Here is a 21,973-nt window from a genome sequence, read left to right as displayed (position 1 = left end):
ATTTGAATGCTTAATTACCGTAGCGGTGTGGCGTGGGCGGCGGCGCGGAAGATGGTGTTCATCAGCATGACGTTGAGACCATCGAGATAGGCGCGGCTGGTGGGGTCTTCGGTGTAGCCAATGACCATGCCTTTACCGGTTGGCTGATAAATCAAAAATGGTTTGTAGGCGAGCTGTTTCAGATTTTCCTGCCACAGATAACCACTGGCGAGCAGATGTTTTTCATCGGCAAACCAGGCGACGTTTTTACCGGAAGCCAGTTTGATCGGGGTGTAGATATCATGGCCGGTGACCATAGAGACAACTTGTGGATTAACCCCGGCGGTTAACCAATGCTCCTGATCTACTTCGACATTGGCCAGCACGCCAGCGACGTTATCCGGTGTTTCCTTGTCATTTTCGATGGAGGTAATCAGCTCGGCTTTTGATTTGATCAGTTGTCCTGGTACGCGGTTATCCTGATTGTCTTTGTCATCCTTGGCTTCTGCCTCAGATGCTGCCTTGTCTTCGCCTTCTTTCGGAGCTTTGTAGGCCAGTTCCTGTTTCACGTCCAGCAAGCTGATATCCGGCTGGGTGGCAAAGCGAGTGGCATCGGCCAGCGTGATCAATACGCCGCCCTGTGCGACCCAGGCTTTCAGGTTGGCCGCCCCATTTTTACCGAGTGCCGCGGTGTAATCGCCAGATGGCAGGATCAACACCTGATAATGGCTCAGGTTAGCACTCGCCAATTTGTCAGAGCGGATAGCGGTGACTGGCCAGTGGAATTCCTGTTCTACCACAAAGCGGGCACTCCCGGCGCTCAATGAACTGACCGGTTCATCCCAAGCCATGGCGACGTTGGGTGCGGTCATGGTGACGGTGTTTTCACTACCAAAGCTTGGCCCTTCGCTGACCCAACTGCTGTCAACACCGGTCACCTGCGCACCTGTGTCATGGGCAATTTTGCTGACGAGGTCGGCCACATTGTCTGGGTTGGCTTTCACTTCCACAATCAGCGAGCCCGCTGGATAGTGAGTGTTGTCGCCAGTGACAAAGGCTTTATCGGCACTTTTAATGGTTAAACCTGCTTGCAGCGCTGCAGTCAGGAAACGTCCCGCCGCCATATCTCCCCACGGCACCAGATAAGCGACTTTGGCATCGGCATGAGTGACTTTGCCCACCAAAGGTGCGTCGGCCGTTAATTGATGGCTGGCAACATCCACAGTTTTGCCGCAGGCATCGGTATCGATATTAAACATCAGCGGCAATGACCATGCAGTCACATCATAGATTTCATCGTTGAGTTTACGGGCGCGACGGCGTTCCTGCTCTTTCAGAAAATCCTGGTCCATATCCACCTGCTTAGTGAAGGTGGTTTTCACAAAACGGCCTCGTGGTTGGGCGGTATCAATAAAGTAGGCGCCCGCTGGATAATCTTTACCACAGGCGCTGAATGGCTTGTCGGCCTGTTTGACCTCTACGCCGTGGCGCGCCATCAAGTTCGCCAGCTTATAACTGCCGGCAGCATCCCGTACCGCCGGAATGATAAAGGTACGCTCTTTGCTATCATCTTTACCGGCGTCTATGGCGTGCTGCTGATACTGATAAAAATCAGTCAGCAGTTTCTTACGGTTGTCGGCGGCCATTTCAGCGGTGGAAATCGAGGCGACAAAGTGTTTCTGCACTGTTTGCGGGAAGGTGATGGTTTTGCCAGTAGCGGTGCGGAACCAGTCGCCGCGCGCGGAGGCTACTTCATAGGTTGCGGCAGACGCGCCGAGGAAGGTCGGCCAGCTATCGCCATAGCCCGGATAGAAAGCGTCAAACACTTCATGGGTAAAGTAATCAAAGCCGAAGCGATCGAAATATTTTGCGTTGTTTTTGCCGACCAGGGTGTTGTTGGCAATCTGCGCTTTGCTCATATGCGGGTTAAATGGGTTGGCGGCAGGCACAAAGAAGTAACTGGAATCGCCTTCCATTTCATGCAGATCGATCACGATGTTGGGATGATAATGCAGCATCGCTTTGATGCGGCCAGCGGTTTCGGGCTGGGTGATGGCCAGCCAGTCGCGGTTCATATCAAACAGGTAGTGGTTGCTGCGGCCCTGGGGCCAGGGTTCATTATGTTCGACACTTAAGCGATCGCTGCTCGGTACCATCCCCACCGTCTGGTAGTAATAGTTCACGAAACGGTTGCGACCATCGGGGTTTTGCAGCGGGTCAATAAACACCAGCGTGTTGGCGAAAATCTTGTCTACCACGGCATCGTTTTGTGATGCCAGCAGGTGATACGCGGTCATCATGGCGGCGTCGGTGCTGCTGATTTCATTACCGTGTACGCTGTGTTCCAGCCACACGGAAGAGGGCAGTTTGTCGATTAGCGCTTGCGCCTGCTTTTCGCTGGTTTTGCGGGGATCGGCCAATGCCTGCATCTCTGCGGCATATTGATCTAAATGCGCGATGGTTTCCGGTTTGCCAATCACCGCATAAATTAATTGGCGGCCTTCCCAGCTCTGGCCGTAATTGAAGATTTTGATCCGCTCTGGAGCCGCTTTTGCCAGTGCCTCAAAGTAACGCAGCATGTCATCATCATTGGTGATGCGCTCGCCAAGATCATAACCAAGCACTTGTTTTACGGTAGGAATATTGCTGGCGTATTGTGCCCCTGGCCACATGGCAAAGGTTGTAACTGGCGAAGTCAGTGGGGTAACCGGTGCTGCATCAACGGCAAAATTGATGGCGCTTACCAGCGATAGCACTGGTAAGAATTTCTGTATCTTCATGATTGTTAAATAGAAGTATATTTATGTAGCCATCATGCTAGCGATAAATTACCGGGGCGACAAACGCTATATTGTCAGGGGTTGTTACTATTGGTGAATTTATCTTTGGTGAGTGGCTGAAATGCTTACTGACAGTTGCCGGATTGCACAATCTGCTGCACAAGCCGTTATAATCGCCACGTTAATCACCGCTATTTTGGAGTCACAGTGAACGGATTGCAGTCCCTAAAAACTCGTTTATTCACCTACGCTTGGCTAGTCGCCGTGTCACTTGGCGCTAGCAGCAGTCAGGCGGCACAAATGCTGGATGTTTATGCCATTCCTTCCAAACCGATAGTGCAGTTGGTGAGTGACACCAGCCAGCAGTTAGCCACTTATGGTATGCAAAGTTTTTATCAGCAAGGGCGTCCGGTACATATCACTTTGTATCTGACCGCTTTTCCTGACGGTAGCGATGCCGCTATCAAACAGGCGGTACAGCAACTGAGTCAGCAGAACCAGCCGCTGCCACTGGTTGCCAAAGGCTTTACGGTGACTAAAGGTAACTGGGCCTTTATTGATGTGGAGCGTAGTCCTGCATTGCAACGCTTGGCAGATGCAGTGACTTTAGCGCTAGCACCGCTGCGCGATCCGAATCCAGTGCTGCCTGCGTGGGTGAAAGCCTACCCGGATAAACTGGCAGCATTTGAGCGTTATGGTAGCCCCAATGTTTTTCAGAATTTTGAGCCGCATTTGACGCTGTTAGCGGCGGAGAAAAATCCGCAACTGGCGACATTCGAGCAATTGATGCAGCAACACCTCCCCAGTGCTGAAGGTGAGATTATCGGCTTGGGGATTGGGGTCACTGATGAGTGGGGACAGCAGCGTCAGGTGTTAGCGGAGTACTTATTTAAGTAATCAGCCGAAACACACCTCGGCCCAACGCGCCAACCCGGCGGTGACTGAGCCGAAGTCGTTACCGCTGACTAAAGGCACCTGTGGTAATACTTCTGCGACCGCCTGCCGCAAGACGGGGGAACGCGCCGAACCGCCGGTCATAAAGATCACGTCCGGCGCACAGCCTCCTTGAGTTAAGGCTTCCCGTACCAGCTTAGTGATCTGCAGCTTGGGGCCATCCAACGCTTGCAACATCTCATCGTAATGGATGGTCACCGGCAGCGCTTCCGTTGCTAATGTCAGTGTGCTGTGAAATTCCGGCTGTTGTGACAGGGCGATTTTGGCTTCTTCGGCACGGCGAACCAAACTGTAGCCGAGCGTGTCGTGATACACCTGTAACAGGTGGGCCAGTTTTTGCGGTTGTTGCGCTTCCTTATGCAGTAGTTTGAGCTCTGCCAGATTGCGCTGCCCATAAAAATCATTTTGTGCGGACAGATCGTTTATTGCCACTGGATTCCACAGCTGTTTCATCGGCATCTCCAGCCCGGATTCCAGCAAACTGCCCAAGCCGAAGTGTGGCATTAACTGACGAAATGCCAGATGAATATCCAGATCGTTACCACCAACGCGCTGGCCGCTGTGTGCCAACAGACTGTCATTGCGGTCTTTTTTCTTGCGCCAGTTGGGGCCCATCTGTAGCAGTGAACAGTCAGTTGTCCCGCCACCGATGTCGACTACTAATACGGTTTGTTCCTGTGTCAGCCCGGCTTCATATTCCAGCCCGGCAGCGACCGGTTCGAATTGAAATTCAATCTGCCGGAATCCGGCACGGGTGGCGGCGCGGCGCAAGATGTTTTCTGCCTGATGGTTGGATGCTTCGCCGCCGCTGCCCTGGAAGTTAATCGGCCGACCAATCACTGTATCGTCAATCGTTTGCTGGCTGATCTGTTCTGCTCGCCGCTTGATGTTAGCCATCATGGCGCACACCAGATCTTCAAAAAAGCTCAGTTGCACCTCATGCAAACCCATCGCACCCAGAAATGACTTCGGTGATTTGACGTAATACAGGTCTTGCGGATGCGCCAGATACAGCTCCAGTGCCGCCTGACCAAACAGCAAATCTTCCGCGTGCAGGTTGATGCCTTCTTCGCGGTTCGTTGCGACAGAACGGCGCAGCAACTGCTGACCAACTGCATCTAACGGCTGGATCTGATAATGACGAAACAGGTATTCGGAAACGGATTCGCGGGTCGGCGCTGCCAGTGTTGATGGCAAATAGTGGCTGGCATTTTCCAGTGGTAGCAGCTGCGGCTCGCCATTCACCATATGCGCGACTGAGCAGTTAGATGTGCCGTAATCAAACCCGATAAACATGAATGCACCATTAGCGCGGCAAAGAAAGCCGCATAAGCTAACGCAAATCCTTGCCAAATGCCACGGTTACCGCTGCGCATTCATCGATAACCTAGCGATTATTCCCGGTCATTTGGCCGATGCAGAGTTATGGCGGTTGCATCATGTATCGCCGCGGCGTATATTCATTTTTATTTAATTGCCTAGGCAAATATTGACATGGCATATTTTACCGCTAGCAAAATTGAACAAAATCCGTTTTCACTGGGGCACCTGTTGCACTTAGTGAACCAACATAAAGATCGGGTACTGACAAGGCATCTGCTGCCGCTGGATATTACGGCACAACAATTCAAGGTATTGATGCTGGTCCACCGTGATCATGTTGAGAGTTGCAGCGTGCTCAGTCAGCGGTTATCCATCGACGCGGGTGCCACCACTCGCATGTTAGATCGGCTGGAACAGAAACAGCTATTGCAGCGGGTTCGAGATGATAACGACCGGCGCAAGATAGCCTTGCAACTCACTGAAAGCGGCCAGGCTTTGTGTCGACAGATGCCGGAATTGATTGCACAAGTATTGAATGAATTCACCCTGGGATTGGATGACCAGGACATCGCACAGCTAGAGTCGCTGCTGCGCAAACTTTTATCTGCCGGTGGCGTGCTGGCGCCGCAACCGGAATAACTCCTTTTTATCTGAATATCGAACGAGACTTTTATGGTTGAGCAAACAACAGAAAAACAGTCGGCCGCAGCATCATCAGCAAAACCCAGCAAACGCAAAAAATATCTGTTGGGATTGCTGTTGGTGATCGTGGGTGCAGGTTTGGGCGCTTACGTTTATCAAGAGGAATATGGCCGTTTTTATGAAGAGACTGATGATGCCTATGTGCAGGGCAATCTGATCTCAATTGCGCCGAAGATTGCCGGCAGTGTGACTCAGGTGTTTGCCGATGAAGGCGATTATGTCGAGAAAGGCCAGACCCTGGTGACTCTTGACCCAAGTGACGCCAGAATTGCGCTGGACAGTGCCGAAGCGAATCTGGCCAATGTGGTGCGCCAGACCCGCGGTCTGTATAACGATGTCGACAACTACCAAGCGCAGGTACAGGTGCAGCAAGTCACTTATCAGCAGGCGCTGGCGGACTATCAACGGCGGGTAAAACTGGCAAAACGGGATCTGATCTCCGAAGAGGAAGTGACCCATTATCGGGACAGTCTGAAAGCAGCCGAGAATCAGTTAAATGCAGTAAAACAGTCACTTAATGCAAAACTGGCATTGACTGAAGGGGTCACTATTGCCAATCATCCGGCCATCAAGAGCGCCATTGCACAGCTACAAAACGCCTATCTCAATCTGCAATACACCAAAATCAAAGCCCCGGAGTCCGGTTACATCGCTAAACGTGCGGTCCAAGTCGGGCAACAACTGTCGGTCGGTACCGCATTGATGGTGGTGGTGCCGCTGGAACAAGTGTGGGTTGACGCTAACTTCAAAGAAAGTCAGATGGCGGCAATGCGTATCTGTCAGCCAGTGGACATTGTGGCCGATCTGTATGGTGATGACGTGCATTTTAAAGGGCATATCGCCAGTTTGGGGATCGGCACCGGTAGTGCATTTGCGCTGCTGCCAGAACAAAACGCCACAGGGAACTGGATCAAAATCGTACGGCGGTTGCCGGTACGAGTGGTGCTGGATGATGCGCAGCAGCTAAAACAACACCCGCTGAGGATTGGGTTGTCAACCATGGTCACGGTACATCTGCAAGATGAAAATGGGCCGTTGCTGGCGCAAACCCCAGTCAGCAAACCCCGGTTTAGCACTGATATCTATGACGATCAGTTACAGCAGGCACACCAGCTGGTGAAGCAGATCCTTAAGGAAAATGGTATCACCACGGATAGTGCAGTCGTCGCTGAGACCAAAGGCAACTAACGGATGAATAACTATCAGTTCCGGCCGCAGAATCTGGCGCTGGCGACACTCGGGTTGTCGCTGGCGACCTTCATGCAGGTGCTGGATACCACCATTGCCAACGTGGCGTTGCCGACAATTGCCGGTAACCTTGGGGTGTCCTCCGACCAAAGTACTTGGGTGATCACTTCCTTTGCGGTGTGTAATGCGATTGCGTTGCCGCTGACCGGCTGGGTGTCGCGTACCATTGGCGAAACCAAGCTGTTCCTAGGTTCTGTGATCATGTTTGCCATCACCTCTTTTCTTTGTGGTATGGCGCATTCGATGAATGAATTGATCCTGTTCCGGGCATTGCAGGGTTTCTTCTCCGGGCCACTGTTTCCGATGTCGCAAACTTTGATGATGGCGATATTCCCGCGCGACAAACGGGGGTTGGCATTGGCTTTGATTGGGATGGTCACGGTGGTGGCCCCGATTGTGGGGCCGATCACTGGCGGCTGGATCACTGACAATTACTCCTGGCGCTGGATCTTTTACATCAACGTGCCTATCGGCATCTTTGCCGCCCTGGTGGTGTTTTTACAGCTGCGGGAACGCCCGGAAGACACTGTGCGTAATCCCATCGACTTTGGCGGGTTGTCGCTGCTGGTGATCGGGGTCGGCGCGTTACAGATCATGCTGGATAAAGGCAATGATCTCGATTGGTTTTCATCCAGCTTTATCGTGTCCTTGGGGCTGATATCGCTGGTATCGCTGGTGGCGTTTGTGATTTGGGAACTCACCAGCGATCATCCGATCGTCAATCTGTCGCTGTTCCGCGATCGCAACTTTACCACTGGTACCATAGCGTTAGTGTTTGGTTATGCAGCGTTTTTTGCCATTGCGCTGATTTTGCCTCAGTGGTTACAGATCAACATGGGCTATACCGCGATCTGGGCGGGTCTGGCGGCGGCGCCGATGGGTATTATTCCGCTGCTGACTTCGCCGCTTATCGGTAAATATGCCCACAAGTTTGATCTGCGATTGCTGGTGACAGGCTCGTTTATCGTGATCGGCGCATCGTGTTTCATGCGTGCCGGGTTCAATCTGCAAGTAGATTTTGCTTCGGTAGCCTTGGTACAGCTGTTTATGGGCATCGGGGTGGTGCTGTTCTTTATGCCGCTGACCACTATTTTGCTGTCAAATCTGGAACACCACGAGATTGCCGATGGTTCCGGACTCGCTACCTTTCTGCGGGTGCTGGGGGGCAGCTTTGCCTCTTCGCTGAGTATCTGGCTGTGGGATCGCCGAGAGATTTTCCACCGGGCGCAACTGAGCGAAAACATCAGTCTGTTGAACGACAAGGCACAACATTATTTGCAACAGATGGGCGGCGTTACCCAAAGTAATCTGGCGCAGATTGAACAGTTGCTACAGCAACAGGCGATAATGATGTCCACCATCGACTATTTCACCTTGCTCGGCTGGATGTTTGCTGGGCTGATGGTGATTATCTGGTTCGCCAAACCCCCATTCTTTCGCAGTCATTAAGCGTGTGCACCAGGGACGGTACACATCTGCTAACGAAGTTTCGGGCACCAGAGGCTGTATACAATATCGGCTTTGTGTTAATGAATAGCTTGTTGTTTCAATAATAAATTCAATAATAAAGCCGATGAATATCTATAAATCTCTACTATGTGTGGCGCCTATGCTATTGAGTCTGTGTGGCTGTGCCTCTTCGGTAGCGCCTGAGGATACCAGCGTTAAACTCACCCTCAAACGTATTTACCAGGACAAGGAATTCGAACCGCAACGTGCGCCTTATTTCCGCTGGCTGGATGACGGCAGCGGTTATACCGTGCTGGAACCGCGTGACAAACAAGCCGAAACCAAGCCAAAAGCAGGTGAAGAGGAACATGGTGTCAAAGGCAGTGATATTGTGTTTTATAAAGCTGATGGTAGCGGTCGCCAAGTGCTGGTGTCGCTGGAGCAGTTAACCCCCCAAGGTGCCAAAGAAGCGCTTACCATTGAAGATTACCAATGGTCAGATGATGGCCAATGGTTGTTAGTTTTCACTAATGGGCAGAAGGTGTGGCGCAGCCGCACTCGCGGCGATTTCTGGGTGCTGAATCTCAAGAGCAACAAACTGTACCAGCTCGGGGGCGCACAACCTGCCGCCAAGAAGCTGATGTTTGCTAAGTTCTCGCCTGACAGTAAACGTGTCGCCTATGTTCAGGATAACAATATCTACCTGGAATCGCTGGGCAGCAGCAAAGTAACGCAGCTCACTCATGATGGTAGCGATACCTTAATCAATGGCCATTTTGACTGGGTCTATGAAGAGGAATTCACCATCAAGGATGGTTTTCTTTGGAGCCCCGACAGTCAGAATATCGCCTATTGGCAGCTTGATAGCAGTGGTGTGAAGTTATTCACCATGATCAATAACACCGCGGGGCTGTATCCAACCATCACCCAGTTCCCCTATCCGAAAGCCGGTGAACAGAATTCTGCCGTGCGCATCGGGGTGGTGAATGTGCAAGACGGAAAAACCCGCTGGGCACCATTACCTGGTGACAATCGTGACCGTTACGTGCCACGTATCAGTTGGGCGGGGACCAGTGAAGCAGTGCTGATCCAGGATGTGAATCGGCCGCAGAATACCAACGTTTTGCGTTTGTTCGATTGGCAGAAACAACAGCTGACCACCATCATGACCGAGCATGATGATGCGTTCCTGGAGTGGTACTATCCGGCCGAGTGGGAAAAAGATGGCCGTCATTTTATCTGGCACAGTGAACGCGACGGTTGGCGTCATCTGTACCGGGTTTCCCGTGATGGCAAAAGTGTGGTGGACCTGACACCAGGGGACTACGATGTAGTCGACCTGCTGACACTGAATAAAGCTACCAACAGCCTTTATTTTACTGCCTCACCGAACCATCCGGAGGCACGCTATCTGTTTAAGGCCAGTCTTGATGGTAGCGGTAAGGTTACTCGCATAACCCCGGAAAATTTCAGTGGCAATAACCGTTACTACATCTCCAAAGATGGCAGTCTGGCAATGCACACTTATAGCCGCTTTGATGTGCCGCCTTCCAGCGAAATCATCAAAGTCGACGGCCATAACACCATTAAAGCGCTGACTGATAACGCCGAACTGAAAGCCAAACTGGCCAAACTGGATCTGCCGCAGCATCAGTTTTTCCAGGTGAAGGCGCGTGACGGTGTAGCGCTGGATGGGTGGGTGATGTTTCCGCCGCATATGGATAAATCCAAAAAGTACCCGATTATTTTTTACGTCTACGGCGAACCCTGGGGTTCAACCGTGCAGGATGTCTGGAGCGGCGATAACTATCTGTGGTCCAGCATGATGGCACAGCATGGTTTTATCATGGTGTCAGTCGATAACCGCGGTACCCGCGCCCCCAAAGGTCGCGAATGGCGTAAATCTATCTATAAGAAAATCGGCATCATTACGGTACGGGATCAGGTAGATGCGTTGGATGCCATCGCCAAACGCTGGCCCCAGGTAGATAGCGCACGCGTGGGTGTCTGGGGCCATTCAGGTGGAGGCAGCTCGACCCTGAATTTGCTGTTCCGCCATGGTGACAAGTTCAAGGTCGGCGCGGCATTTGCGCCGGTTGCGGATATTCGTCTGTATGACTCCATTTATCAGGAGCGTTACTCTGGCAATCCGAAAACTGATCCGGATAGTTACACCCAGAGCTCACCGATCACCTTTGCCAAAAACCTTACAGGCAAGTTGCTGCTGGTGCATGGCACCGGTGATGACAACGTGCATTATCAGGGCACGGAAGAGCTGATCAACGAACTGGTGAAATACAATAAGCAGTTTGAGTTTATGTCGTACCCCAACCGCACCCACGCGCTCAAAGAAGGCGAGGGGACGACGTTGCATCGACAGACGCTGAAGACCGACTTCTTCGAGAAATATCTGCTCAAACCCGCCCAATAAATTGGCTCTGGGTTAACAGTAAAAAGCAGCGCTTAGTGGCGCTGCTTTTTTATGTCGGTGAAGGCGTGAGCTGCGGCTGTATCATGGCAGATGGCAAATCTGCCGCGACACTTTGTCCAATTTGGCCGAAATATAGAAATCAATAATCCGGATAGCGTTACCTGCATTGCAGTTTGAGCTGAACACAGTGGCATTATGGCGCTACACGGTGTACTAACTGTGGTGATGCCAAACTGAGGTAGCGTTACGCTCTGCTGTCGGCGTCAGAATCTTAGGCATGATCGCCTGGAATATACCGGGATGGGCCGTTGGCTCTCTCCTTTATCCTTTGCTAGTTGTGACAGATGATGACCCAAGTACTTGATACCCAGGAAAAGCTCTATCGTGCACTTCCCTCCATGGATGCTTTGCTCAGCCAGGATGCGTTACAGCCCTTGTTGCAGAGCTACGGTAAGGCTGAATTCAAACTGGCGTTAAACCAGATGCTGGCTGCTGCACGTAGTGAAATTGCCAGCCGTCAGCAACTGCCACAGTGGCTCGATTCTGTGACGAGTATTTTCGAGTATTTAGCTGATCAACTGCAGGCGAGTCATCGCCATAGCCTGCAACCGGTATGGAATCTGACCGGCACCATTTTGCATACCAATCTTGGACGTTCTCAACAGTCAGAAGCGGCTATCGAGGCGGTAACCTCGGTGATGCGTTATCCGACGCCGCTGGAATTTGAGCTGGAAGCCGGTAAGCGCGGCCATCGTGACAATACCATCAGCGAGCTAATGCATCGTCTCACTGGAGCGGATGCCTGCTGCGTGGTGAATAACAATGCGGCGGCGGTGCTTTTGATGCTATCGGCCGTGTCTGCCGGTAAAGAGGTGATCGTTTCCCGCGGTGAACTGGTAGAGATTGGTGGCGCGTTTCGTATTCCTGACATTATGCGTCAGGCCGGTTGTAAGCTGGTGGAAGTTGGCACCACTAACCGCACCCATTTGCGCGATTACGAAGCGGCCATTACCGAAAATACTGGTGCCATTATGAAGGTGCATACCAGCAACTACCATATCAGTGGGTTTACCGCCGCCGTGGATGAAGCGTTATTGGGCAAACTCTGCCGGGAAAGAGCTATCCCATTGCTGTCAGATCTCGGCAGTGGTGCGCTGACGGATATGCGCCGCTTTGGGCTGAAACAGGAACCGACCCCGCAGGCGATGCTGGCGGACGGTGTGGATTTGGTGAGTTTTTCCGGCGATAAATTATTGGGTGGCCCACAGTCCGGATTGATTGTCGGGCGACAGTCATTGATTAATGATATTCAACGGCATCCGCTGAAACGGGCATTGCGCTGCGACAAACTGATCCTGGCGGCACTGGAAGCCACCTTGCGCCACTATCTCAAGCCAGAAACGTTGGATCGTGAACTGCCGATCATGAAGAAGTTCGCGCGCACTCAGGGCGAGTTACAGTTGCAAGCCCAGCGACTGCAAACTGCGCTTGCCAAGGTATATGCGCCGGCTTACTCGTTACAGATCATCGATTGCAACACTCAAGTGGGCAGTGGTTCACAGCCAGATACTTTCCTGCCGTCGGTGGCGCTGGCATTTAGTGCCGTAAATGGTGCCTCCATTTTGACGCTGGAGCGGCATTTCAAAACCGCCACCCGCCCAGTCATTGGCCGGATTGCCAATGAGCAGCTGTTGCTGGATCTGCGCGGTGCCGATGATTTTGATGCGTTACTCGCTGACCTGCAAGCCTCGGGGGCAGCGTTATGATTATTGTCACCGCCGGCCATGTCGATCATGGCAAAACCTCGGTGATCCAGGCGCTCACCGGGATGGACGCTGACCGTCTGCCGGAAGAGAAACGCCGCGGCATGACCATCGATCTCGGCTATGCGTTTTTGCCGTTACCGGATGGTAGTCGGCTGGCATTTATCGATGTGCCGGGGCACGAAAAATTTATCAATAATATGCTGGTGGGCGTCAGTCATGCCCGTCATGCATTGCTGATTGTCGCTTGTGATGACGGGGTGATGCCACAGACCCGTGACCATCTGGACATTCTGGCATTATTGCCACTACAAAGTCTCACCTTGGTGCTGACCAAGACCGATTTGGTAGACGCTGCACGTCAGGCCGACGTTATCCGTGAAACTACGCAGTTGCTTCAGTCTTACGGACTTATGGCAGAAGGCGTATTTCCGGTGTCATCGGTATCCGGCGATGGCATTGATGCGCTGCGGCAACATATTTACACGCTCTCGGCTGATGAGCCTTCACCGCAACAGTTATTCCGCATGGCGTTGGATCGCTCGTTTACGGTGAAAGGTGCGGGATGTGTGGTCACTGGTACCCTGATCAGTGGCGAAGTGAAGATTGGCGATACCTTATATAGCTCTGCGCAAAAAGGTGGCTTAAGGGTCCGCGCCATTCATGCACAAGGGCAGGAGACACCGTCAGCGGCGGCGGGTAACCGCGTGGCATTGAATCTCACCGGTACTGATAATAATCGTCCGCCGCAACGCGGCGACTGGCTGAGTAGCATCGCGCTGCCGGAGCCCAGTGACCGTCCAGTAGTGGTGGTCGCTGCCAGTCAACCGGTGGGACACTGGCAAAGTGTGCACTGTCATCATGGTGCTGATCACACATTGGCACATTTGTCATTATTAGGTGAGCCGGGTCCCCAAGGCCAGCAATTGGCAGAACTGGTCCTGGCGCAACCATTGCAGCTGTGCCAAGACGACAGGATTATCTTGCGCCATGCCAATGGCAAGCAGACGTTGGGCGCGGGTCGGGTACTGGCACTCAGCGTGCCGAATCGCCGTAAACGCACGCCGCAACGATTGGAGTCGCTGTGGGCGTTGGCACAAGCCGACGATGCTGTTATCGCATTGCAGCAACTGGCAACCACTGCCGCATTACCGGTGAGCGAAGTCATCTGGCGCTGGCAGTTGAGTGAGCCGGGATTGCAGCAACTGTTAGCGCAAGCAGGACTGCAAATAATTGCACATTGGTTGGTGGCGCCGGCATTACTGGACCGGGAAGCCGAGCGTTTTATCGAAGTGTTGGCGGAATATCATCAGCAAGCCCCTGATCAATTAGGGGTGGGGCTGAGCCGGCTGCTACGTATGTGCCATTGCTCATTGCCTGAAGCAGTGGCCAAGGCAGTGATGGAGCAACTGATGCAACAGGGGCGGTTGCTGAATCGTGGCACTATGCTGCACTTGCCGCAGCACAAACAGCAACTCTCGGCGGCGGCACTGACCTTCTGGCAACAGTTGTTGCCTTGGTTAATCCAGCAATCCGGGCCAGTATGGGTGACGGACATGGCCGAAGCGCTGGCGGCAGACGCTGATAATATCCGTCCACTGTGTATTCAACTGGTCCAGCAGGGCTACATCTGCGCCATCCTTAAAGATCGTTACATGCTCAATTTTCGATTGTGTGAGATCGCCGATACCATCCGCGAGCATTTTCGTTACCATGATGCACTCGAAACCGCGGAATTTAAGGACATGGTGGGACTCGGTCGTAAGGTGGCGATTCAGTTACTGGAATTTTTTGACCGCAGTGGCTTTACCCGCCGCAAGTACCGTTCTAACAGTCGGGATATTCGCGATGGTGAGTTGTTTCGGGACCACGGGGAGTGGCGGAAGAACATAGGAGTCGAACCTACCCAGGACTGCTGGCAGCCCCACCCGGATTTGAAGTCCGGACGCCTCACCGGAGACGACGTTCTTCCTCAAGAGGACAACCGGATAGTAATTAATGAAGGACGATAATTCAATGAAACTTTTATTTTCATCTGTCCTTTGTGATCAAGATAAGAATTTATTTTTTGCACACTTGTTTTTAATAAATGGTAGTTCATGGGGTGCTTATGTACGATAATAATCAAAATGTTGTAGTTGAAAAAAATATCACCCTTATTGAGCGCAATAAGTGTTCCGAATTAACCGATAAACTCGCGAATGAAGTGCGAGTTGCTTTGGTCTATAACGGTATTTCACACACGGTAATGTTAGCCAGTCCGCGTGATCTGGAAGAGTTTGCTATCGGCTTTACATTATCTGAACGAATTGTTTCAAATGTTAATGAAATCAAAGGTGTGGATATCGAACATGTGGAAAATGGCATCATTATTCACATCGAAATTACCCAGCGTTGCTTCATGGATTTAAAGGAACATCGGCGCAGTATGGCTGGGCGTACTGGTTGTGGATTGTGTGGGGTGGCTCAATTGGACGACGCGGTGAAGCCAATTAAAATTGTTGATTCAGATGCAGTTTTTAATATGGATTATTTGCCAGGTATTTTAGAACAGGCAAAAGCTAAACAAACCAATTTTGAATTAACTGGGGCAACTCACGCCGCGCTCGGATTAAATAATCAAGGTGAAGTGATATATGTTTATGAAGATATTGGTAGACATATTGCGCTGGATAAACTGATTGGGGCGTTTTCCCGACGGAATGCAGAAAAGCCTGCGGCAGTTTTGTTAACAAGCCGTGCCAGTTTTGAGATGGTGCAAAAGGCGGCGAGTGCCGATATCGGCATTTTATTCGCGATGTCGGCTGTCACTGCACTCGCCGCAGAGTTAGCGGAAAAAAGTAATATCACCCTTGTCGGCTTTTGCCGTAACAGCCGTGCCAATATCTATAGTCATCCGCATCGTTTGCAACATGGTGCCCGGTTGCAAGAAGCTGCTGCAATATAACTTGCGTTAGACCCCACACGCTGCGGACAGTCCTGCTGTCCGCATAATTTCCCTTCGGCCGTTAGCGGCAATACTTGCCGATGGCAACCTGACAATTCTTTGCAGGTGACTATCTTGCCAATGCTTTTTTCTGCCGGGACCTGACGTTTTTCCTGCTTCACTGCTACAGTAGCGTTAACAGTGACAGCATAAAAAAGGAAGTAAGATGCGACAGGTAGCGTTCGACACCCCTGGTGAGCCTAGTGTGTTATATGTGGCAGATGTGCCTGTGCCTGAACCGATGACTGGTCAGGTACTGATCAAAGTAGTTGCTGCTGGCGTTAACGGTCCTGATCTGTTTCAACGCCAGGGAAATTATCCAACACCACCAGATGCCTCGCCGGTGCTCGGGCTGGAGGTGGCTGGCGAGATTGCCGCCATTGCTGAGGGCGAAACCCGCTGGCAGGTAGGCGATCGGGTGTGTGCCTTGGTGCCGGGAGGTGGCTACAGTGAGTACGTACTTACCTGGGCCGGGCATTGTCTGCCAGTACCTCAGGGTTGGAGTATGACCGAGGCTGCAGCACTACCGGAAACCTTTTTTACTGTGTGGGGCAATCTGTTTATGCGCGGAGCCTTAAAGCGCAGTGAAACCGTGTTGCTGCATGGTGGTTCCGGTGGTATTGGCACTGCCGCCATTATGCTGGCTAAGGCATCTGGGTGTCGGGTAATTGCAACCAGCGGTACGGAAGAGAAACGCAATTACTGTCTGGCGATGGGGGCGGATGCTGCTTTCGATTATCACGACGATGCGTTTGTTGAGCCCACCTTGGCATTTACTGAGGGCCGCGGGGTTGACGTGGTGCTGGACATTTCAGCGGGCAAGACCATCAATGCCAATCTGAAAGTGTTGGCGATGGATGGCCGCATGTTGTCTATTGCCACCCGTAGTGGCCGTATGGCAGAGGTTGATGTCGCACTATTGATGTTTAAACGGATTGTCTGGACCGGTTCAGCGTTGCGACCACAAACCGTGGCGGCGAAAGCGCAAATTGCCGCACAATTGCGGCACCAGGTCTGGCCATTATTGGAACGCGGCATGTTAAAACCCACGATCCATAAAGTCTATCCATTGGAGCAAGTGGCAGAAGCGCACAGTTTGATGGAAGCGGGCTCGCATGTTGGCAAAGTGATGTTAGCGCTCTAAGCTAAAATTCAATTTTTGTTCACCAATAGCGTAAAATTCGCCGCCGATAGCAATTAATAGTTATTTCTCGCACAAATTCATTTGCGTTAGCGGCTTTTTAGGCTAAATTCCCTTTTGACGCCAGATGGCCGAAAAATACGGTGTGAATACTGTCATTTTTGGTTGTTAAATCACCATTTTCGCCATTGATTCTGTAAAAGATTCTGCAAAAATACGCACTGGCTGACCCCGGTGGTTGTGGGCGCATTCCTGTGGACGGAAAACCTCGGTTAACGTGCGCATTTTTGATTTATTAATTTGGTATATGTGTTGATTTAAGGGTATTGGCATATATGTATAACACTGCTAAAAAACAAGTTTGGTATGGCGAGCTCAGAACCGCGCGAGGAAACGCCATCGTCATCCATGACAATCAGTTACCCGAGGCCTCTGCGGGCCGTATCTACCTGTACAACACTCAGCGTAAAGCCATTGTGGAGTATGTGGAAGATATGGTGAAGCCTAACCTTCACGAACTGAGTGACGAACAGCTGAAAGCCGCTGAAAGTGAATTTGGTGGTGCATGGAAATCAGCCAGAAACGAATTCATGCAGAAACATTCTGCGCGTATCAATCTGGCGAACATCAAGGATACCGCGCCTGCTCGCAAAGCTAAGCCGGAACCGCAGCTTGATGACGATGAAGAGAGTGGTAGTGATGTTGTCGGCGATGATTTCGAAGATGACAGCGATGATAGCTGGGATGATGAAGACGATTACGAAGAGTAATCGTCAGTCAGTTATTCCTTATCAAAACTATCGACTATGATGGCGCCCATTGAGGCGGGCATGGCAATCAGCAATGTCCGCTTCAGCGCCAGATAGGGCTCGCTCATTAATGGCCATTTATCTAATGCCAGCAATACGATGCTGACGATGATAAGCGTCAAGGTGTAGGCCAACACAATCCGCAATAAAAAGACGGCGATACGGGTGCGGATCCGTGCTTGGAACACGCTCTGATAAGCAAATAACGCAATAAATCCTAAGCTGAGTAACACCACTAAGATCATATTCCCCAGTGGCAGTGCTGCAGCTAAATCCCAGGCTTCTTGTGAAAAAGCAATGGGCACAGACAACGCAAAGGCCCCAATGCTGATCTGCCCGAGGTCTTCACTATTGAAATGAAAGTTCATCGCTAACAGCTGCCAAATTCATAGCGGCTGATATGGTGGTAGGTTTCGCCCGGCAAAAGCCAAGGCTGACAAGGCAACTGTGGCTGATTCGGCGCATCGGGTAACATCTGGGGTTCCAGACACCAGCCCTGATAATTTTGTAAGGTGCTGCCGCGACGACCGGGTGTTCCTTCCAGGAAGTTAGCGGTATAGAACTGTACCCCTGGCTGATTGGTGTGCAAGGTCAGTTGGCGGCCACTTTGGGGACTTTTGACGGTAGCGACTTGTCGAAGGTCTGCATTAGGATTATCAATGAGATAACAGTGATCATAGCCGTGAGTTGCCGCTAGCTCCGGATGCTGTAAACGCTCACCTAAAGTAGCGCTTTGTTGCAAATCAAACACGGAATTAGCCACCGCCATGGTGCCATGGGGGATACCTAAGGCATCAGGAACCAACACCTTATCTGCCAGCAACTGTATCTGCTGGTGCCGGATATCACCACTACCGTCCAGATTAAAATAGCTGTGTTGGGTCAGGCTTATCGGCGTTGGTGCGTCGCTGGCAGCAACGAATTCTACATACAGATTGTTACCCACCAGCCGGTAATCCAATTGCACCTGACAGTTGCCGGGAAAGCCCATATCGCCATCGGGGCTCACCAGCGTCAGCCGCAACCCATCCGGCAAGGTGCCAATATTCCACAGCTTACGGTTAAATCCTTGCTGCCCACCATGCAAACAGTGACCATGAAAATTATCATCGAGCTGAAAACTGCGATCCTGCCAACTGATGCGACTGTTGGCGATGCGATTGCTGTAACGTCCCGCGACCGCTCCGAGATGGGCAGTTTGCGTCAGATAGTCGGCAGCCGAATCGGTGCCAAGCACCACGTTGCCGCGGTTACCCTCACGATCCGGAACCCATAACGAACGGATGATCCCACCAAGACTGAGCACTTCAAGGGCGAGGAGCCCATTATCCAGACGTATGCGTTCAATCTCTCCGCCACGTGGGTCCTGCCAGGGTTCCAACACACTGAACCTTACCATTGTGCTCCATTGTCCTTGATTCATCCGTTCTGCCTTGCTGATTAGTTTATCATTTCGCTACTCTGGCGGCGCCAGCGGTCGGGCTGCACAGATAGATACTGGCTTCGAGCCCGGTACTGGGTTGGTATTCCTGCTCTACCGCCGCAATCACCTTATCGGTGTAATCATGTTCCACCAGTGCAATAACACAGCCGCCGAAGCCTTTGCCGGTCATGCGCACACCGCCATGCGCACCGATCTGCTGCTTGATAATCTGCACGAGTTGATCAATTGCTGGGGGCACAATTTCAAAATCATCCCGCATAGAATCGTGCGATTCTGCCATTAACTGAGAGATGCGGCTGATATCACCTTTAGTCAGTGCCCGTACGGCTTTTTGTGTACGGCTGTTTTCGGTGACAACATGCCGCGCGCGACGGTATGCCACCGGCTCGATTTCCGGCTGCTGCTGTTCGAGTTGTGCCAAGGTCAGATGTCGCAAAGTATCTAATCCAAAATGCGCGGCAACTTGTTCACACTGTTCCCGCCGCTCATTAAACTCGTCGCTATGACGTATTGATGGCAGTCCAGAATTGATGATCAACAGGCTTAACGTTTCCGGGATCGGTACCGGCTGGCACTCCAGATCCATACAATCGATCAGTAATGCGTTATCTTCCTCCGCCATTGCGCAGGTGATGTGATCCATGATGCCACAGGCATGACCCACATAATGATTTTCACCGCGCTGCGCCAGCTGGGCGACCGCCAGTGGTGACAGATGCAGCTGGCTGGTGTCGTTAATGGCGGTGCCAAAGGCAATTTCCAGTGATGCCGAGGATGCCAGTCCTGCCCCTTCCGGCACATTGCCCACAACTGCCAGATCCAATCCTTTGGCGGGCAGACCACTGAGCGCCACTGCGGCACTAAAGCCTTTCAGATAGTTGATCCAGCTGTCACCTTCTCCTTTGGGGCCTTCAGCGCCATAGCGCCATTGGCGGATATCGGGAAACGCGTCAGCAACGGCGCGAAACTGGTCATCATTGCGAACTTTTACTGCAATGACCGTGTGAAAGTTGATGGCGGCGGGCAATACAAAACCGTCGTTGTAATCGGTGTGTTCACCAATGATATTGACGCGTCCTGGCGCACTGAAAAGCGCATCAGGTTTCGTACCAAATGTTTTGACGAAGAGTTTGGTCGCACTGGGTGCAGGGTTTGACATTTTCCGGGTTATTCCACAAAAACAACTTAATTATCAAAGTCTGGCACAGACTTATTTATCCTGCAGTTATATCACGACTATCGGGCCAAACGTTAGTGAGAAATGTGCCATCTGCCAAGGATTTGCGCTGGTCAGGCCGCAGACGTTTTTTCTGTTTCCGTAGTGTTCGTTGGCTCTGGTGGCAATAACTCCGTGACCACATGATCGACAAAACCGGCACCCGCAGCTTCATACAAGTTATAGACACTGTGGACCCCGAGATCTTTCAGTGATTGGGCGTCTTCACCGTATTGGATGATGGCGCTGATCTTGCCCTGATAGTCGAGTTTTTTCAGTTGTTGTACCGCAAACAGATTACCGGCGTGATAGGGCATCGCGAGTAGCACCAGTTCCAGATTCGGTGCCCGGTCGAGTTTCTCCCAGAAATCGGTATCAGCGGCATCGCCCTTAACCACATTACGACCATGCTGGCGATGAAAATCCACCAGTTCCTGTTTGTGTTCGATGCCGAGGATCTCACCGCCAAAACGGTTTTTCAGTTCATCATAAGCACCACTGCCAATGCGACCCATACCGAGGATCAAAAAGCGCGGATTGCCAATAGGAATCGGGCGGTCTTCCGGGTGCAGTGGGCGTCGCTCCAGTTTCACCAGCTTTTTCTGAAAACGCTGATACAGTTTGCCCACTAACGCGTTCAGCGGCGCGGCCAATAAAAAGCTGATACTGAGAGCTACGGCGATGATCACCAGCCAATGCGATGGCAGCCAGCCTTTGGCGGTGGCAACAGCGGCGACAATCAACCCAAATTCACTGAAATTACCCAGATTAAACGCTGCCAGCATCGCTGTCCGCGAACGTAGTTTGAAGCGGGTTAACAGCCATACAAACAACAGAATTTTTAATGGGATCAGTAACACCAGCAGCAACGCTAACAGAATATCACTGCTGCTAGGTAAGCCATTGAGACCAATCGTGAGGAAGAAGGCTACCAGAAACAGTTCTTTAAAATAGAACAGCGATTTCGCCAGCTCGGAGGCTTTGGCATGACCCGCCAACAGGATACCGATAACCAGCGCCCCCAGATCCGGCTTCAGTCCGACCGCTTCAAACAGCCAGGCGCCCACCACCAGTGCCATTACTAGCCCGAACAATACCAGCAGTTCGCCATGGCCGACCCGGTCAAAGGCCCGGTAAAACAGCGGTTTTGCCAGCGGCAACAGTAACAGGGTCAGCGCCCAGGGAGACGGAAAATTACCTTTAGAAATGGTGAGAAATAACACTGCGAAAATATCCTGCATGATCAGGATACCGATAGCGACCCGGCCGTACAGCGTCTGCATATCGCCTTTATCTTCCAGCACCTTGACGGCAAATACGGTACTGGAAAAGCTCAGGGCAAATGCCAATAGGGTTAATTGTGCGGCATCAAGACGGGTGATTTGGCTGAGCCCTATCAGCCCCAGCAATTTTAGCAACGGCACAAACAGCAGCACTGACAGTATCAGATGTAAGCTGGAGCCCGCCCAGACTTCGGCTTTAAACAGGCTCCGAATATCGAGTTTGAGACCAATGGCAAATAGCAGCAGGGTGACCCCAAGGCTGGCTAATGAGTTAAGTAATGGCAGGTTGTGACTGTCAAACCCCATCACATACAGCACAAACCCGGCAGCGAGATAGCCGATCAACGGTGGCAGGTTAATACGACTGACCAGCAAGCCACAGGCAAGGGTGATAACAAGAATAGCGGGTTCCATGGCAGTGAATGATCATCCACGAGCGAATATTTTGTTATCTACTATAAGACA

18 protein-coding genes and 1 tRNA gene are annotated in these 21,973 nt (G+C 51.7%); 9 read left to right on the top strand and 10 right to left on the bottom strand.

All coding sequences use genetic code 11. From position 1 onward, the window contains the following. Positions 1–14: 14 nt before the first annotated feature. Positions 15–2,759 carry a M14 family metallopeptidase gene (locus tag PY479_RS07655; RefSeq protein WP_275483403.1) on the bottom strand — a complete coding sequence of 915 codons (2,745 nt, stop codon included), beginning with the start codon at positions 2,757–2,759 and terminating at the stop codon, positions 15–17. Positions 2,760–2,966: 207 nt separating this feature from the next. Between PY479_RS07655 and PY479_RS07650 the strand changes: the two genes are divergently transcribed. Continuing rightward, a complete protein-coding gene (locus tag PY479_RS07650) occupies positions 2,967–3,656 on the top strand; it encodes a 2'-5' RNA ligase family protein (protein ID WP_275483402.1) in 690 nt (229 codons plus the stop codon). Here PY479_RS07650 and yegD read toward each other — a convergent pair whose 3' ends face one another. Next, the gene (gene yegD / locus PY479_RS07645; RefSeq protein WP_275483401.1) at positions 3,657–5,009 is read right to left on the bottom strand and encodes a molecular chaperone; all 1,353 of its coding nucleotides are present in this window, start codon (positions 5,007–5,009) and stop codon (positions 3,657–3,659) included. It abuts the gene before it with no gap. 198 nt (positions 5,010–5,207) lie between these two features. Here yegD and PY479_RS07640 point away from each other — a divergent pair, with 198 nt between their 5' ends. The 5 genes from PY479_RS07640 to selA all read left to right on the top strand — a co-directional run bounded on the left by PY479_RS07640 (position 5,208) and on the right by selA (position 12,632). Further along, a complete protein-coding gene (locus PY479_RS07640) occupies positions 5,208–5,675 on the top strand; it encodes a MarR family transcriptional regulator (RefSeq protein ID WP_275483400.1) in 468 nt (155 codons plus the stop codon). Positions 5,676–5,708: 33 nt separating this feature from the next. Then, positions 5,709–6,926 (top strand): efflux RND transporter periplasmic adaptor subunit, encoded by a 1,218-nt coding sequence (locus PY479_RS07635; protein WP_275483399.1) that lies wholly within the window; start codon positions 5,709–5,711, stop codon positions 6,924–6,926. A gap of 3 nt (positions 6,927–6,929) precedes the next feature. After that, complete coding sequence (locus PY479_RS07630; RefSeq protein ID WP_212594486.1) at positions 6,930–8,435, top strand: DHA2 family efflux MFS transporter permease subunit; 1,506 nt, start codon at positions 6,930–6,932, stop codon at positions 8,433–8,435. 160 nt (positions 8,436–8,595) lie between these two features. Continuing rightward, positions 8,596–10,866, top strand: a complete 2,271-nt coding sequence (locus PY479_RS07625) for a S9 family peptidase (protein WP_275483440.1) — start codon at positions 8,596–8,598, stop codon at positions 10,864–10,866. Positions 10,867–11,210: 344 nt separating this feature from the next. Further along, a complete protein-coding gene (gene selA, locus PY479_RS07620; protein WP_275483398.1) occupies positions 11,211–12,632 on the top strand; it encodes an L-seryl-tRNA(Sec) selenium transferase in 1,422 nt (473 codons plus the stop codon). Between the two features lie 717 nt (positions 12,633–13,349). Here selA and PY479_RS07615 read toward each other — a convergent pair. The 4 genes from PY479_RS07615 to PY479_RS07600 form a co-directional block, all read right to left on the bottom strand. Then, positions 13,350–13,523 (bottom strand): hypothetical protein, encoded by a 174-nt coding sequence (locus tag PY479_RS07615; protein WP_275483397.1) that lies wholly within the window; start codon positions 13,521–13,523, stop codon positions 13,350–13,352. Positions 13,524–13,525: 2 nt separating this feature from the next. Beyond that, positions 13,526–13,759, bottom strand: a complete 234-nt coding sequence (locus PY479_RS07610; protein ID WP_275483396.1) for a hypothetical protein — start codon at positions 13,757–13,759, stop codon at positions 13,526–13,528. A gap of 390 nt (positions 13,760–14,149) precedes the next feature. Then, entirely contained in the window at positions 14,150–14,344 is a 195-nt protein-coding gene (locus tag PY479_RS07605) for a hypothetical protein (protein ID WP_275483395.1), read from the bottom strand. 162 nt (positions 14,345–14,506) lie between these two features. Further along, a tRNA-Sec gene (locus PY479_RS07600) sits at positions 14,507–14,601 on the bottom strand. 138 nt (positions 14,602–14,739) lie between these two features. Between PY479_RS07600 and fdhD the strand changes: the two genes are divergently transcribed. The 3 genes from fdhD (at position 14,740) to PY479_RS07585 (ending at position 17,526) form a co-directional block, all read left to right on the top strand. Further along, a complete protein-coding gene (fdhD, locus tag PY479_RS07595; protein ID WP_212594483.1) occupies positions 14,740–15,576 on the top strand; it encodes a formate dehydrogenase accessory sulfurtransferase FdhD in 837 nt (278 codons plus the stop codon). Positions 15,577–15,781: 205 nt separating this feature from the next. After that, the gene (locus PY479_RS07590) at positions 15,782–16,759 is read left to right on the top strand and encodes an NAD(P)H-quinone oxidoreductase (protein WP_275483394.1); all 978 of its coding nucleotides are present in this window, start codon (positions 15,782–15,784) and stop codon (positions 16,757–16,759) included. 332 nt (positions 16,760–17,091) lie between these two features. Next, on the top strand, positions 17,092–17,526 hold the full coding sequence (locus tag PY479_RS07585; protein ID WP_212594481.1) for a hypothetical protein: 435 nt from the start codon (positions 17,092–17,094) through the stop codon (positions 17,524–17,526). A gap of 11 nt (positions 17,527–17,537) precedes the next feature. Here PY479_RS07585 and PY479_RS07580 read toward each other — a convergent pair whose 3' ends face one another. From PY479_RS07580 to PY479_RS07565, 4 genes are all read right to left on the bottom strand, one after another. After that, positions 17,538–17,933, bottom strand: a complete 396-nt coding sequence (locus PY479_RS07580; RefSeq protein WP_275483393.1) for a DUF2391 family protein — start codon at positions 17,931–17,933, stop codon at positions 17,538–17,540. Between the two features lie 2 nt (positions 17,934–17,935). Next, a complete protein-coding gene (locus tag PY479_RS07575) occupies positions 17,936–18,964 on the bottom strand; it encodes an aldose epimerase family protein (RefSeq protein WP_212594479.1) in 1,029 nt (342 codons plus the stop codon). 49 nt (positions 18,965–19,013) lie between these two features. Next, positions 19,014–20,168 carry a galactokinase gene (gene galK, locus PY479_RS07570; protein ID WP_275483392.1) on the bottom strand — a complete coding sequence of 385 codons (1,155 nt, stop codon included), beginning with the start codon at positions 20,166–20,168 and terminating at the stop codon, positions 19,014–19,016. A gap of 131 nt (positions 20,169–20,299) precedes the next feature. Beyond that, positions 20,300–21,922, bottom strand: coding sequence for a cation:proton antiporter family protein (locus tag PY479_RS07565; RefSeq protein WP_212594477.1), 1,623 nt, complete (start codon positions 21,920–21,922; stop codon positions 20,300–20,302). Between the last annotated feature and the right edge of the window lie 51 nt (positions 21,923–21,973).

Origin of the sequence: Shewanella sp. A32, from assembly GCF_029167175.1 — a bacterium.
In the GTDB taxonomy this organism is placed as follows: Bacteria; Pseudomonadota; Gammaproteobacteria; order Enterobacterales; family Shewanellaceae; genus Shewanella; species Shewanella yunxiaonensis.
Note: the sequence above shows the minus strand (reverse complement) of the source record. Positions and strands in the feature narration are given on the sequence as shown.